The sequence below is a fragment of the Nostoc sp. DedQUE12b genome (assembly GCF_034530835.1).
Taxonomy (GTDB): domain Bacteria; phylum Cyanobacteriota; class Cyanobacteriia; order Cyanobacteriales; family Nostocaceae; genus Nostoc.
In genome coordinates, this window is record NZ_JAVRCI010000071.1 from 21,003 (window position 1) to 35,547 (window position 14,545).

Annotated in this window: 11 protein-coding genes; all 11 read left to right on the top strand. The window is 42.1% G+C overall.

Annotated elements, in window-relative coordinates; translation table 11 throughout:
- Nucleotides 1–130 precede the first annotated feature (130 nt).
- The 11 genes from scyB to trpC all read left to right on the top strand — a co-directional run bounded on the left by scyB (nucleotide 131) and on the right by trpC (nucleotide 14,392).
- Entirely contained in the window at nucleotides 131–1,192 is a 1,062-nt protein-coding gene (gene scyB / locus RMY16_RS25895; RefSeq protein WP_322665398.1) for a tryptophan dehydrogenase ScyB, read from the top strand.
- 25 nt (nucleotides 1,193–1,217) lie between these two features.
- Nucleotides 1,218–2,189 carry a scytonemin biosynthesis cyclase/decarboxylase ScyC gene (gene scyC, locus RMY16_RS25900; RefSeq protein ID WP_322738763.1) on the top strand — a complete coding sequence of 324 codons (972 nt, stop codon included), beginning with the start codon at nucleotides 1,218–1,220 and terminating at the stop codon, nucleotides 2,187–2,189.
- Nucleotides 2,190–2,252: 63 nt separating this feature from the next.
- A complete protein-coding gene (locus RMY16_RS25905; protein ID WP_322738773.1) occupies nucleotides 2,253–3,533 on the top strand; it encodes a ScyD/ScyE family protein in 1,281 nt (426 codons plus the stop codon).
- Between the two features lie 128 nt (nucleotides 3,534–3,661).
- Nucleotides 3,662–5,065: a ScyD/ScyE family protein gene (locus tag RMY16_RS25910; protein ID WP_322738764.1), complete on the top strand. Its 1,404-nt coding sequence runs from the start codon at nucleotides 3,662–3,664 to the stop codon at nucleotides 5,063–5,065.
- 176 nt (nucleotides 5,066–5,241) lie between these two features.
- Nucleotides 5,242–6,420, top strand: coding sequence for a scytonemin biosynthesis PEP-CTERM protein ScyF (gene scyF / locus RMY16_RS25915; RefSeq protein ID WP_322738765.1), 1,179 nt, complete (start codon nucleotides 5,242–5,244; stop codon nucleotides 6,418–6,420).
- A 105-nt stretch (nucleotides 6,421–6,525) separates the two neighbouring features.
- A complete protein-coding gene (locus RMY16_RS25920; RefSeq protein ID WP_322738766.1) occupies nucleotides 6,526–7,902 on the top strand; it encodes a glycosyltransferase family 4 protein in 1,377 nt (458 codons plus the stop codon).
- The gene (gene tyrA, locus RMY16_RS25925; protein WP_322738767.1) at nucleotides 7,871–8,950 is read left to right on the top strand and encodes a bifunctional chorismate mutase/prephenate dehydrogenase; all 1,080 of its coding nucleotides are present in this window, start codon (nucleotides 7,871–7,873) and stop codon (nucleotides 8,948–8,950) included. Before RMY16_RS25920 ends, tyrA begins: the two co-directional genes overlap by 32 nt.
- Before the next feature lie 12 nt (nucleotides 8,951–8,962).
- Nucleotides 8,963–9,607 carry a DsbA family oxidoreductase gene (locus RMY16_RS25930; RefSeq protein WP_322738768.1) on the top strand — a complete coding sequence of 215 codons (645 nt, stop codon included), beginning with the start codon at nucleotides 8,963–8,965 and terminating at the stop codon, nucleotides 9,605–9,607.
- Entirely contained in the window at nucleotides 9,604–10,800 is a 1,197-nt protein-coding gene (locus RMY16_RS25935) for a 3-dehydroquinate synthase (RefSeq protein ID WP_322738769.1), read from the top strand. The genes RMY16_RS25930 and RMY16_RS25935 overlap by 4 nt, the downstream gene beginning before the upstream one ends.
- A gap of 387 nt (nucleotides 10,801–11,187) precedes the next feature.
- Nucleotides 11,188–13,380, top strand: coding sequence for an anthranilate synthase (locus tag RMY16_RS25940; protein WP_322738770.1), 2,193 nt, complete (start codon nucleotides 11,188–11,190; stop codon nucleotides 13,378–13,380).
- 151 nt (nucleotides 13,381–13,531) lie between these two features.
- A complete protein-coding gene (gene trpC, locus RMY16_RS25945; protein WP_322738771.1) occupies nucleotides 13,532–14,392 on the top strand; it encodes an indole-3-glycerol phosphate synthase TrpC in 861 nt (286 codons plus the stop codon).
- The last annotated feature ends 153 nt before the right edge of the window (nucleotides 14,393–14,545 follow it).

Consider the following 14,545-nt stretch of genomic DNA (forward strand, 5'->3'; position numbering starts at 1 on the left):
TTTAAACCCTAAGTCTCTTCTTAACTCCATCTAATCTTAATGTTCGAGAGTTGTTTTGTGTCTATATATTTACATTTTGTAATGGTCATTACTTTCTCTAACCAATCCTAAACAATATCAAGAGGTCAAGATGCTGCTATTTGAAACTGTTAGAGAAATGGGTCACGAACAAGTTCTTTTTTGTCATGGTAAAAATCCCGAAATTAAGGCAATTATTGCCATCCATGACACAACTTTGGGCCCAGCAATGGGAGCTACAAGAATCTTGCCTTATGTCAACGAAGAAGCTGCTTTAAAAGATGCACTTCGTCTGAGTCGTGGGATGACATATAAAGCTGCTTGTGCCAACATTCCGGCTGGTGGAGGTAAAGCAGTCATTATCGCTAATCCTGAAAATAAAACAGATGACTTGTTGAGAGCTTACGGACGTTTTGTTAACAGTCTCAATGGGCGTTTTATTACCGGACAAGATGTCAATATTACCCCTGATGATGTACGGACAATCAGTCAAGAAACTAAATATGTTGTTGGCGTATCAGAAAAATCTGGTGGGCCTGCTCCCATAACATCACTAGGAGTTTTTCTAGGAATTAAAGCTGCTGTAGAATCTCGTTGGCAGAGTAAAAGACTTGATGGGATGAAAGTTGCAGTTCAAGGCTTAGGAAATGTTGGTAAAAATCTCTGCCGTCACTTACATGAACACGATGCCCAGCTTTTTGTTAGTGATGTAGATCCAGTAAAAGCAGAAGAAGTGAAACGCCTTTTTGGCGCAACTGTTGTAGAACCAACCGAAATTTACTCACTTGATGTAGATATTTTTGCTCCTTGCGCTTTAGGCGGAATTCTTAATAGTCATACAATTCCTTTTTTGCAAGCTTCGATTATTGCTGGCGCAGCTAATAATCAACTAGAAAATGAGCAATTACATAGTCAAATGCTTGCTAAAAAAGGGATTCTTTACAGCCCTGATTATGTAATTAATGCTGGAGGACTAATCAATGTTTACAACGAAATGATTGGTTATGACGAAGAAAAAGCTTTCAAACAAGTGCATAACATTTATGACACGCTATTAGCAATTTTTGAGATTGCGAAACAGCAAGAAGTTACTACTAACGACGCTGCTAGACAATTAGCAGAAGACCGGATCAACAATAGTAAGCGAACCAAGACTAAAGCGATCGCAGCCTAATTATTATTATCTTCAGGAGTGAGAAATGGAAAAAAATACCTTTGCTACATCAGCATATATTGCTACTTCACCAGAGAGCGCTTTTGAATACCTTTGCAGCTTAAAGAACTTGGATGAATGGACGCTTTATAGCCGGATGAAAGAGCAAATTGACGAAGATACCTGGCTGGGAACTGCGTCTGGTTATCACAAGAATCTCTATTATCATGTTAAAAAATTAGAAAATCCACTTTTCTATGGCATAGAGTGGCACTGTGGATTAGAGTATCAGAAATATTTTCAGGTTTACCCTGTATTGCTGTTTCCTACAGATTATATCGAGCCTGGAACAGATGAAAAAGGTGTGTATTTTCACTGGTTGAGCTTTGTCGATCCCAAACGGCAAACTCAGATGATTATGCAGGGAATTCATACAGTACACACTTCTGAATGTCGTTCTCTCAAAGGTAATTTGGAACGCAAAGCCGGTCTGACCTCAGCAGCCAAAGGACGCCACTTTATTGATACAGACACCATTTATGTCGATGCCCCAATTGAAATCGGTATTGAATACCTAAAAGACCTAAAAAACGTAGATGAGTGGGCGCATTTACTGCGACCCAATGGTGAGATCACTGCTGAATCAGGTGAATTCAAAGATGAATATGACCAAAAAGTAAAAGTGTCTGTGCGAGTTCATTCTTTGAGTAAATACTACTTACTTGAACAAGAACATTTTTATCCAGATTACGAATATTATCAGCGTTCTGTAGCATTACTGATTCCAACCGCTTATGCTTTCGCTGACCCAGAAGCCTCTGGTTTCATCCTACATCGAATCACATTCTGGAAAACAGATGGAACTGTCACCCACGGCAAACTTCAGATTGAAGACTTTGGTGCTGAGAGCATGAACATCAAACGTTTACTCGAGGCCAAAGCTGGCAACCTCAAATCATTTGACCGAGGAATGAGCTATCTACCAAAGATTCAAGAATCGCTAATTAATAGTCATTAGTCATTGGTCATTGGTCATTGGTCAACTAACAAATGACAAATGACAAATGACAAAGGACAAAACATGAAACTGAAAAAACTTACCATTACTTTACTCACTTTTTGTGTTGCCGCCTTTTCGGGAATCAAAGCTGCCTCAGCTGCATCCTTTTCAGTAATCGCCGACGGTCTATATAACGCTGGAGGTTTGAGCTTTAGCCCTGATGGTAATCTCTATGTTACAGAGGCGGGAATAGGGGGAAGTGGAGGTTGCGTTCCACCAGCAAGCGGTCAAGGTGATTCTTTATGCTATGGCACAAGTGGGGCAGTTACCAAAATTGAGAATGGTAAAACCGAACGCATACTTACAGGACTTTCTTCCTTAGCATTACCTGATGGAACTGGAGCCGCCGGCCCTCGTGATATCAAATTTGATGCTCAAGGTAAACCTTATATTCTGATTGGGTATGGGGCGAATCCAGCTTTTCGCGATCGCAATTTGGGTAATACTGACCTCGGTAAAATTATCGCTGCCGACTTTAATACCAATACCTGGAAAAGTGTTGCCGATTTAGCTAACTATGAACTCGCCAACAATCCCGATGGTGGTGATGTTGGTAGCAATCCCTTGGGTTTCCTAATAGATGGCAATAAGTTAGTTGCAACTGATGCAGGTGCAAACAACTTACTCAGCGTCAATACTGCCGTTAGTAATTTGCAAACTATTACCACCTTCCCCGAAGACATTTTGACGAATCCCGTCTTTCCACCCTCCGGTACACCATCTAATGAACCAGCACAGGTTCCATCTCAAGGTGAAGTGGTGCAATCGCAGTTTGCAACTCAACCAGTACCCTCAAGTGTGACTAAAGGCCCTGATGGCGCTTATTATGTCAGCCAATTTACAGGTTTTCCCTTCCCTGAAGGTGGAGCAAAAATCTATAAAATCGGTGCTGATGGTAAGCCAACAGTATATGCCGATGGTTTTACCCAACTCACAGACTTGGAATTTGATACTGAAGGCAATTTGTATGCTTTGCAGTACGCCAATCAGTCAGCTTGGAAGGGTGATTTTGATGGTTCTGTCATCAAAATAGCTCCTGATGGGACACGCACAACTCTTCTGAGCGGGAATGGATTAGAGTCACCTAGCGCCTTGACTATTGGTGCTGATGGTGCAGTATACGTCACCAACCGAGGCGATCGCCCAGGACTTGGACAAGTTCTCAGAATTGAAAATATCAAGTCTGTCCCTGAACCGAGTTCTGCTTTAGGTGTATTAGCGATCGGCGCTTTCGGCGTTGGTTGGTTGCACAAGAAAAGAAACTCTAAACCTCTCATAGATAGAGTTGTGGCGCTCAAGTAAAAAGTTTCAAACCAATATCAGTGCCTCTCAAGGACATTTACCCTGCATTCTTCAGGGACTAGAATTCCTTCTCTTTAAAACCATAAAACTTTCCCGAAATTAGTAACTCTTAATCTCCCTTGAAAGGTATGAAACTCAAATCATTTGCTCTTACATCTCTGACATTTTGTTTTACTGCTATTTGTGGAACAACATCTGCACAAGCTGCAACACTAACAACTATTGTCGATGGAATCAGTAATGCACGGGGTAATAGCTTTGGCCCTGATGGAAGTCTATACGTAGCAGAACCAGGTATAGGAGGAAACGGGAATTGCCAGCCATCTCCAAGTGCAATATTTCAGCCTCTTTGTGCAGGCAATACTGGTTCACTCGTTAAAGTTTCACCAGACGGTACCAAAACGCGTTTACTTACTAACTTTCAGTCTGTCGCAGAACAACCCTCCGGCAACCAAGGAGCTGGTATTCAAGACCTGCAATTCGACTCTTTGGGAAATGCTTATCTTTTAACTGGGTTTGCTGGATATCCTGGAAACCGCGATAAAGAAACACTTGAACTTGGTTCTAAATACCCTCTCCCAGAAACGCAACTTAAAGTTTTTCCGCCATCCGCACCCGATAAAGTTTTGAATGCCTCGAACTTAGCACAACTATACAAAGTTGACCTGAATACCGGCTCTCTCAACAGTATTTTCGACTTTGGCAAGTATGAAATTATCAACAATCCAGATGGTCAAGATGTAGTTACCAATCCCTACGATCTGACTATCGGTGGCGATACTGCTTATGTCGTTGATGGTGGTGGAAACGCTGCTTACAAAATTAAACTTGATGGCAGTGGCTCTGAAGCGATCGCAATTCCTAAGAAAATCCTTAGCGCCTCAGTGTTGCCATCTGCGCCACCAGGGCAAGAGTTACCTCCAGACCTAGTAGAGTTGCTTCCAGGGCTAGTAGAACAGCTTCCTGGAGGGAAAATAGCCGTTCAATCAGTACCAACAGGTGGCGCAATTGGCCCCGATGGAGCTTTATACGTTGGTGAATATACGGGTTTTCCTTATCCAGAAAATCAATCACGGATTTTCCGCATCGGCAAGGATGATAAGCCAGAGGTCTTTCTAGATGGGTTTACGCACATCACCGACCTAACTTTTGATGAGAAAGGCAATTTGCTGGTCTTACAGTTCAGTGACACCTCTCAGTTAAACGGTGACATCACAAATCTACCTGGATCTCTGATCCAAGTTTCTCCTGATGGCACTCGCACAACACTCGTTGCAGCAGGTGAAGGGCTAGATTCGGCTGATGGAATTGATATTGGGCCTGACGGCAAGATTTATATTACCAATCGCGGTGTCGGCCCAGAAAACGGGCAGGTTGTTCGGGTGGATGGTCTGGTTACACAAAGAGTCCCCGAATCTGGTTCAGTAGTTGGCTTACTAGCACTTGCTAGTGTAGGCGCAACTGCTGCTTTCGCCAAGCGCAAACGCCAAGACAAGTTGGGTGAATTGCTACCCAAAGCAGAGATAGTCTAATTCCTCAAAACCTTGGCTCTGTAAGGTAATTGTTAGAGAATAGGCTGCTGCCTCACACAGAAAGTTGCATTTCAAACAAGAGGCAGCAGCCCGAATATTAGGGTTCCCGAACTGGGAGTGGGAACAAAATTAGTCTAGGAAAGAGTATACACTCATACAACCAGGACTTCAAACTCATGGGATTAGTCAAAAATTTGTCAATCGGCATTCTCGGTGCTGGATTCATGGTGTTGGCAACAGCAGCCCAAGCCAAGGCTGTAACATTAACTTACGACAGAAGTATCGGCAGTCCTGGTTTCGGCCCTGGAGAACTGTTTGTTCCCCAGGGTATAGCGGTAGATAGCCAAGGGAATACCCTCATAGCTAACGGACGCGGTGTTAACCCGGATGGCACTCCTAACTTCAACCTCGGTAACAAAATTGAAAAATTTAGTCCCAGCGGTCAGTATATTGGAGCAATTGGCTCCGGTGGCACAGGACCTGGACAGTTTGACGAGCCAACAACTGTAGACTTTAATCCCGTAACAGGGGATCTGTATTCAGGTGATGTTTACAACAACCGCATCAATCAATTCGATTCTCAGGGTAACTTTATTAGATCCTTTGCAAACGGAGATTTTACCCCTCGTGTAAATGATAGGATTTTCTTTGGCCCATCTGGTTTGACATTTGACAAAACTGGCAACGTTTACGTAGGTGATTTTAACGGCGAAAGAATCCTTAAATTCACACCAGACGGACAGCCAATTGGTGTCATTGGTGGTACTGTGGGCACTGCACCTGGGCAATTCCAAGGTGTAGCAGGTGTAAGAATTTCCCCTGTTAGTGGAAATATCTTTGTAGCTGACCAGTATAACAACCGCGTTCAAGTACTCGATCCAAATGGTAATCCTCTGTTGGCATTTGGTTCAGCAGGTAGCGGGCCTGGACAGCTTCTTCAGCCAATTGGCATCGAAGTAGACGACCAAGAGAATGTTTATGTAGCTGATTCTATCAACAGCCGCGTTCAGGTGTTTGATAAAAACGGTAACTTCTTGACTTCCTTCGGTCAACCAGCCCTAGATGCATCAGGCAACCCTGTACCGCCTCCAGCATTAACTGGCCCTCCTTTTGGCAATCCCCTTGACCTCACTCCAGGCAGATTTAACTGGACGGGTGGTACAACTCTCAAAGATGGCAAGCTTTATGTGGGCGATTTCTTCCAAGGTCGCGTCCAAGTGTTAAACGTAGAGGGGAGAAGGCAAGTACCGGAACCTAGCTCAGGATTGGGTTTAGCATTGCTCGGACTTGGGGCTACTACTATCACATTGCGGAAACGTGGACAACAAAAGCCAGTCTTCAGTTTAGAGAAATAACTGCAAAAACAGTGCTAATAGTCAGTCAAGTTGAAATTAACAGGTAAATAAGTTCGTAGTAAGGACTAAAGTCCTTACTACAAATCTTCAGGACATTAACGGTTAATGCACATTCTGATTTATTCATACAACTATCATCCAGAACCAATTGGTATTGCACCTTTGATGACTGAACTAGCAGAAGGGCTGGTGAAGCGAGGGCACCAAGTGCGGGTAATCACAGGTATGCCTAACTATCCTCAGCGTCAGATTTACGATCGCTATCGGGGTAAGTTATACGTTACTGAAGAGAAAAATGGTGTCAAAATTCAACGTAGTTACCTGCGGATTAAGTCTAAACCTAACCTTATAGATCGGCTACTGCTAGAGTTGAGCTTTGTCTTTACAAGTTTGCCACAAGCTCTCAAGGGTGAGCGACCTGATTTAATTCTTTTAACAGTGCCACCGTTACTCGTTTGCTTACCTGCAACTTTAATAAGTTGGCTATACAACTGTCCAGTAGTCCTGAATGTACAAGATATCCTGCCAGAAGCGGCTGTGCGTGTTGGGCTAATTAAAAATAAGTTGATGATTCTGGCTTTAGAAGCTTTAGAGAAATTTGCCTACCGAAAAGCACATACCATTAGTGTGATTGCTAATGGCTTTGTAGATAATTTAATAAATAAAGGTGTACCTGTTAATAAAATTGCCTGCATTCCAAATTGGGTAAATCTAAATTTTATCCGCCCTTTACCAAAAAAGAATAACTATTGGAGAGCTACCCATCAACTCGATGGTAAATTTGTAGTGCTTTATTCAGGTAATATTGCTCTGACGCAAGGTTTGGAGACAGTAATAGAAGCAGCAGCTTGCTTGCGCCATATTAATGATATTGTCTTTGTCGTAGCTGGCGAATCCCAAGCTCTCGAAAGGTTGCAAAAACATTGTCTTGCTTGTGGTGCAGATAACGTTTTGCTTTTACCATTGCAACCGCGAGAAAAACTACCGCAAATGTTAGCAGCTGCTGATGTCGGGTTGATTGTGCAAAAGAGGAATGTAATTTCCTTCAATATGCCTTCTAAAATACCATTGTTGTTAGCCAGTGGTCGCCCAATTGTCGGTTCAGTTCCCGCCACTGGTACTGCTGCCAAGGCTATTCAAGAAAGTGGCGGCGGTATTATCGTGAAGCCAGAGTCAGCAGATGCTTTAGCCACTGCGGTATTAGATTTATATAATCAACCGGAACTAGCAGCAAAATTAGGGCGTGAAGGAAGAAAGTTTGCGGTAGAAAACTACTCCTTTGAGCAAGCGCTAGATCGGTATGAAGAGTTATTTTATGATGCGATCGCCAAAGAAGCAACGACTTTGGATATCTTGCCCAAATTGAGTTCTCAGGAATCACTTGTTGATCAAGAGCTTTTGGTACATACCTTGCCCCTTGTGCGCGTCGTATCTCAAAGACTAATGACAAATGAAAAATTCAGATCGGCTGAAAAAAACTGACCAAAGGTTGATCGCCTTATTGAGCGATCGCATATCATTATTAGCAGCATCAGAACAACCTTCTCTAGATGAGCAACTGGCTGATGTCGCTCCTCTACTCGCCCAAGCTGGTATTCCTGAGTCTGTTTGGGCAGGTGTGCTAAACAGTTGTCATGCTACTCCAATTCCTAAATATGCAACAAATCATGTCACTCCCCGACAAATTACCATCATCGGTGGACACGGTAGGATGGGAAAGTTATTTAAGGAGCAACTTTCGCTAGTAGGTAATAATGTTAGCGTTCTCGAATATGAAGATTGGGAATACGCAGAACAACTATTAGGTCAGACAGAATTAGTTTTAGTCAGTGTTCCTATTGAACATACAGTTGATGTTATTAAGCGGGCAGCGAAATACCTGGCCCCAAATACAGCTTTGTGTGACATCACGAGCATCAAAACTCAGCCAACTCAGGCGATGCTCGAACACCATTCTGGCCCAGTTATGGGTTTACACCCAATGTTTGGGCCAAATATCAAATCGTTTTTCGGGCAAAAAGTAGTAGTGTGTCCAGGTCGAAGCGATGATTCATTTCAATGGTTTTTAGACTTGATTAAAAGTCAAGGTGGAGAGTTAATTTTTTGTACGCCTGAAGAACACGATCAAATGATGGTGATTGTTCAAGCAACGCAACATTTCTGTAGATTTAGTCTTGGTATTTTCTTAGCACAAACAAAAATCGATATACAGCAGACTTTAACAATGTCAACCCCTAATTACCGTCAAGAAATTGACATTGTTAAACGTTTGTTTTCCCAAAACCCTCACTTGTGTGTGGATATCATGCTAGCTACAGAAGAAAGATGTGATGCGATTAGTTTTTTAGCTGATACTTACAGTCGTTTAGCAAAACTAGTAGCGATGAAAGATAGAGATGCATTAATTCAAGAATTTGAAAAGGCGCAAAGCTTTTTTGAAGAGAAAATTAACAGCTTTATGCAGCCTTTAAATACAATTGCTATTCAACGAGATTTTCAACCAAAACTGCACACAAATATTAGCATTTAAAGAAATATAAATATGCTGATAGACATTTTTCACGATACCGTTTGTCCTTGGTGCAGAATTGGGAAAAAACATCTGTTTGATGCACTGGCACAACGGCAAGAAAAAGAAGTACATATCCGCTGGCATCCTTTTCTTTTAGACAATACTATTCCTGCGGAAGGATACGAATTCCGCAGCTTTATGCAAAATAGAAAAGGGATGAAAGCGGAAGAAATACAACAGATATTTGATAATACGCGACGCGCAGGTGAGGCGGCTGGGGTTAAGCTAGATTTTGACAAAATCCGTTTGGCTGTCAATACTAAGCTTTCTCATCAACTGATTGCACTTGCACCCGCAAAGGTAAAAAACGATGTTGTCGAAGCTATTTATCAAGCTTACTTTGAAGACGGTTTGAACATTGGAAATCTTGACGTTATTGTTGCCATCGGTACAGCGTATCAGATGAATGCTAGCGAATTAAAGTTGCAATTAAACGATCGTGTGGTGAGTGATGCAGTTATTGCTGAATCAACATTTGCTCGGTTAAATGGCATCAACAGTGTGCCGTTCTTCGTTATCAATGACAAAGTTAAGGTAAATGGATCTCACTCGGTAGAGGTATTCCTGGAAACTTTGAATCGTGCTGCACTTTTAGATATACCTGCAAAAATATGATAGTTGACATCAAGCAAAAAAGCAGATTAATTCATCAACGTGTTTCGGTTACTTTTGACTACGAAGTTTACTTCACCCAAAACTTATTTGAGTTGAAAAATCCTACCTTAGCCCAAGTGATTGGTGCGGATGAGGAGACAAAGCCGAAGAAAATATTTGCAGTGGTAGACGCAGGAATATTAAAGTATCAACCTGAATTGGTAAAGCAATTAGTCGCGTATACCAAGTTTTATGCAGAAGTACTAGCGATCGCTGCCCAACCGATGATAATTTCGGGGGGAGAAGCTGCCAAAAACGATCGCACTTTAGTAGAGGAAATCCAGCAACAGATTGAAGCCGCCGGATTATGTCGCCACTCTTACATATTAGCGATCGGGGGTGGGGCGGTATTGGATTTAGTCGGATATGCAGCCGCAACTGCTCACCGGGGAATTCGTCTAATTCGGGTTCCAACAACGGTGTTAGCGCAAAACGATTCTGGGGTTGGCGTCAAAAACGGCATCAATGCCTTTGGTAAAAAGAACTTTCTCGGCACCTTTGCGCCACCTTATGCAGTTATAAATGACTCTGCGTTCTTGACAACTCTAGACGATCGCGATTGGCGTTCTGGAATCGCAGAAGCTGTCAAAGTGGCGCTGATTAAGGATGCTAGCTTTTTTGATTTTATCCACTCTCACACCACAGCCTTGAAGCGGCGAGATATGGATGCTATGCAACAGGTTATCTATCGTTGCGCTCAGTTGCATTTAGAACATATTGCCAATGGCGGCGATCCTTTTGAAATGGGTTCGTCTCGTCCCCTGGATTTTGGACATTGGGCGGCTCATAAACTGGAGCATTTGACAAATTATCGCTTGCGTCATGGCGAAGCAGTTGCGATCGGTATTGCTTTGGATAGCACTTATTCTTATTTGGCAGGATTGCTGGATTGTTCGGAGTGGCAACGGATATTAAATACTTTATCAGCGTTGGGTTTCACGTTGTATGTGCCAGAACTGGCTGATAAGTTATCACAATTGGAAGATCCTAATTGTTTGTTTCGGGGTTTGACTGAATTCCGCGAACATTTAGGGGGAGAGTTGACTTTGACGCTGTTAAAAGGGATTGGAAAAAGAATCGAGGTTCATGAGGTGAATTTGTTGTTATATAAGCAAGCAATATCGCTGTTGCGAGAATTGAGGGGGGAATTTTAAACGTAGAAGTAGATGCTCTGCGGCTTGCCGTACCCCTCCGGGGAAGCAAGCTACGCGGAGCATCCCCTAGCGTAGGAATGCAGAGATTTTATGACATTATTTACTACTTTTGGGGGAGGCGGATTTTTTAAATATGGTTGTTAGTAAAAGTACTAGAAAAGCGGTATAAAAAGCGAATAAATTGACACCCAATCGAAAAATTATTCAATGTATTATCTGCTTGATATCTAGTATTCTTAAATAAGAAGCAAAAAGTTTTTGATTACACCTTTTAAAAAGAATATGTTGACTTAGATTGATAGAAAATTATCTAAGTCTTTCTAGGTTTGAAAATAACTACTAATAATGATTAATGGTTGACTAACAAATATTCTAGAGAAATTACTCATGGTTTTTGATTCACGTTCCTACAATACTCTTGGTGGTGTCAGTATTTCTCGTTCCATCACTGAAGTTAAGATGGACACTGCCCTGGAAGATATTCTGTTCCATTTAAATTCTCAGCGTGGAGGGTTGCTAAGGAGTAGCTACGAATATCCAGGCAGATACAAAAGATGGGCGATCGGATTTGTCAATCCACCATTAGAGTTGACTACACAGGATAATGCTTTCACTTTGATAGCGTTGAATGAACGCGGTCAAGTACTTTTGCCATTCTTTTTAAAGAGACTATCCCAGTCCGAACAACTTGAGAACGTCACCCAAGAAGATAACTGTATTGTAGGCTTTATTAAACCTTCCGAAAAATTATTTACTGAAGAAGAACGTAGTAAACAGCCTTCATCATTTACAGTTGTCCGCGAAATTCTATATACTTTTTCTAGCCAAGAAGACGAGCATTTAGGCTTGTATGGTGCGTTTGGTTATGACTTAGTTTTTCAGTTTGAACCAATTACCCAACATCTGGAACGTCCTACAGATCAGCGCGATTTGGTGCTTTATTTGCCAGATGAATTGATTGTTGTTGACTACTATCAGCAACGTGCATTTCGTTTACAATATGATTTTAAAACAGCGCACGGCAACACCAAGAATCTTCCTAGAACAGGTGAGTCTGTAGATTATCGCGGCAAACATCTTTTACCAAATCAAACTGCTGACCATAAAGTAGGCGAATATGCAAAAAAAGTTGAGGTTGCACTCGATTATTTCCGCAGAGGCGATTTATTTGAAGTTGTTCCTAGTCAAAACTTTTTTGAAGGCTATGAAGACGAACCCAGCAAACTATTTAATACCTTAAAGGAAATAAATCCTAGTCCTTATGGGTTTATTTTTAATTTAGGTGGCGAATATCTGATTGGTGCATCTCCAGAAATGTTTGTGCGGGTTGAAGGTAGGCGGGTAGAAACTTGTCCAATTAGTGGCACTATTAGCCGGGGACAAGATGCTCTTGATGATGCGGTGCAAATTCGTCAGTTACTCAACTCTCACAAAGATGAAGCTGAGTTGACCATGTGTACTGATGTCGATCGCAATGACAAATCTCGAATCTGCGAGCCTGGTTCAGTACAAGTCATTGGTCGTCGCCAGATTGAATTATACAGCCACCTGATACATACAGTAGATCATGTTGAGGGTACACTGCGATCGCAATTCGATGCTTTAGATGCCTTTCTTTCGCATACATGGGCGGTTACAGTCACCGGCGCACCCAAAAGGGCAGCAATAGATTTTATTGAACAGCACGAAAAGAGCGCCCGACGTTGGTATGGTGGAGCAGTCGGCTATTTAAATTTCAACGGAAATTTAAATACTGGCTTAATTCTGCGGACAATTCGATTAAAAGATTGCATCGCGGAAGTCCGAGTTGGGGCTACTGTCCTTTATGACTCCATACCTCAAGCAGAAGAACAAGAAACAATTACCAAAGCTGCTGCTTTATTTGAAACGATTCGCCGTGTAAAGCAAACGAGTCAGAAAATTGATGAGTCTGGTTCTCTAAAATTAAGTAAACAGATTCCAGGTGTAAAATCTAGCAAACGCATCTTACTAATAGACTACGAAGACTCATTTGTTCATACCCTAGCCAATTACATTCGCCAAACTGGTGCAAGCGTTACTACACTGCGTCATGGTTTTTCGGAATCGTTATTCGATACAGAACGCCCTGACTTAGTTGTATTATCTCCTGGCCCTGGTAGACCAAGTGATTTTGGAGTTTCCGAGACTGTCGGTGCGCTTCTGCATCGCCAAATTCCGATTTTCGGAGTTTGTCTAGGACTGCAAGGCATCGTTGAAGCTTTTGATGGCGAATTGGGAGTTCTCAACTATCCTCAACATGGCAAATCTTCACGGATTTTCGTCACCGATTCCAATTCTGTCACCTTCAACAACTTACCGGAATCCTTTGCAGTGGGTAGATATCACTCATTGTTTGCTTTACCGCAACGTTTACCAAAAGAACTCAAAGTAACAGCGATTTCTGATGACGACGTAATTATGGGCATTGAACATCAGACACTTCCCATCGCCGCCGTTCAGTTTCATCCAGAATCAATCATGACTCTAGGTGGAGAAGTCGGTCTGAAAATCATTAAAAATGTGGTGCGTGCATATACGCAATCATTAGTTAGGAGTTAGGAGTTAGGAGTTAGGAGTTGAGAGTTGAGAATATGGAATTTGGAATTTGGAAACTGAAATTCTTAACTCAAAAACTCATAGATAACTCATAATTAACAACTAATAACTCTTAACTCCTAACTCCTAACCTCCCCACTCCCCCAAGCAGTTTATGACTAACCAAGTTGCTCCTTCCCGCCATATTCTTGAAGAAATTGTGTTGTATAAAAGGCAAGAAGTTGCACAAATGCAGCAAGAACTGCCTTTAGCTTCCTTGCGACAACAGTTAAATACAGCCCCGACTGTGCGAAATTTCTTGACTGCTTTACAAGAAAACCCCAACCAACCTAGCTTAATTGCCGAGGTTAAAAAAGCATCGCCTAGCCGTGGGATTATCCGCGCAGATTTTGACCCAGTTGCTGTTGCTCAAGCTTATGAACGAGGCGGTGCAGCTTGTCTATCAGTCTTGACTGACGAAAAGTTCTTTCAGGGCGGTTTTGATAATCTGCGGAATGTGCGTCAACAAGTTGCATTACCTTTACTATGCAAGGAGTTCATCATTGACCGCTATCAAATTTATTTAGCACGGACAGCAGGTGCAGATGCAGTATTGTTGATTGCAGCTATTTTATCAGATCGAGAACTCCAAGATTTTTTGCAAGTAATTCACGATTTGGGCATGACTGCGCTAGTAGAAGTCCATACCTTAGCTGAACTGGATCGAGTGCTAAAGCTTGATAACCTAAGTTTAGTAGGAATCAACAATCGCAATTTAGAAGATTTTACCCTTGATTTAGGAACAACACAGCAACTCTTAGCAGAGCGTCAACAACAATTACAAAGTTTGGATATTACCGTTGTCAGCGAGTCTGGACTGTATACACCTGCTGATTTATCTCTTGTCGCTGAAGCTGGCGCGCGTGCAGTTTTGATTGGCGAGTCTTTAGTTAAACAAAGCGATGTCGAACAAGCTGTGCGTGAGATTTTGAGTGCTGAGATTTTGAGTGCTGAGATTTTGAGTGCTGAGTGCTGAGGTAAACCTCAAAAATGAAGCTTTGATACTCGACGACGGAGTTCAAAGACTCGTTAACGGAGATAAAAGCCTCATTCACGAGGATCAAAGACTCGTTAACGGAGATAAAAGCCTCATTCACGAGGATCAAAGACTCGTTAACGGAGATAAAAG

What these genes read in the sequence shown, in the direction of transcription:
- RMY16_RS25920 (WP_322738766.1), top strand. Translation starts at nt 6,526, where the DNA reads ATGCACATTCTGATTTATTCATACAACTATCATCCAGAACCAATTGGT.
- RMY16_RS25930 (WP_322738768.1), top strand. Translation starts at nt 8,963, where the DNA reads ATGCTGATAGACATTTTTCACGATACCGTTTGTCCTTGGTGCAGAATT.
- scyC (WP_322738763.1), top strand. Translation starts at nt 1,218, where the DNA reads ATGGAAAAAAATACCTTTGCTACATCAGCATATATTGCTACTTCACCA.
- RMY16_RS25905 (WP_322738773.1), top strand. Translation starts at nt 2,253, where the DNA reads ATGAAACTGAAAAAACTTACCATTACTTTACTCACTTTTTGTGTTGCC.
- trpC (WP_322738771.1), top strand. Translation starts at nt 13,532, where the DNA reads ATGACTAACCAAGTTGCTCCTTCCCGCCATATTCTTGAAGAAATTGTG.
- scyB (WP_322665398.1), top strand. Translation starts at nt 131, where the DNA reads ATGCTGCTATTTGAAACTGTTAGAGAAATGGGTCACGAACAAGTTCTT.
- scyF (WP_322738765.1), top strand. Translation starts at nt 5,242, where the DNA reads ATGGGATTAGTCAAAAATTTGTCAATCGGCATTCTCGGTGCTGGATTC.
- RMY16_RS25940 (WP_322738770.1), top strand. Translation starts at nt 11,188, where the DNA reads ATGGTTTTTGATTCACGTTCCTACAATACTCTTGGTGGTGTCAGTATT.
- RMY16_RS25910 (WP_322738764.1), top strand. Translation starts at nt 3,662, where the DNA reads ATGAAACTCAAATCATTTGCTCTTACATCTCTGACATTTTGTTTTACT.
- tyrA (WP_322738767.1), top strand. Translation starts at nt 7,871, where the DNA reads ATGAAAAATTCAGATCGGCTGAAAAAAACTGACCAAAGGTTGATCGCC.
- RMY16_RS25935 (WP_322738769.1), top strand. Translation starts at nt 9,604, where the DNA reads ATGATAGTTGACATCAAGCAAAAAAGCAGATTAATTCATCAACGTGTT.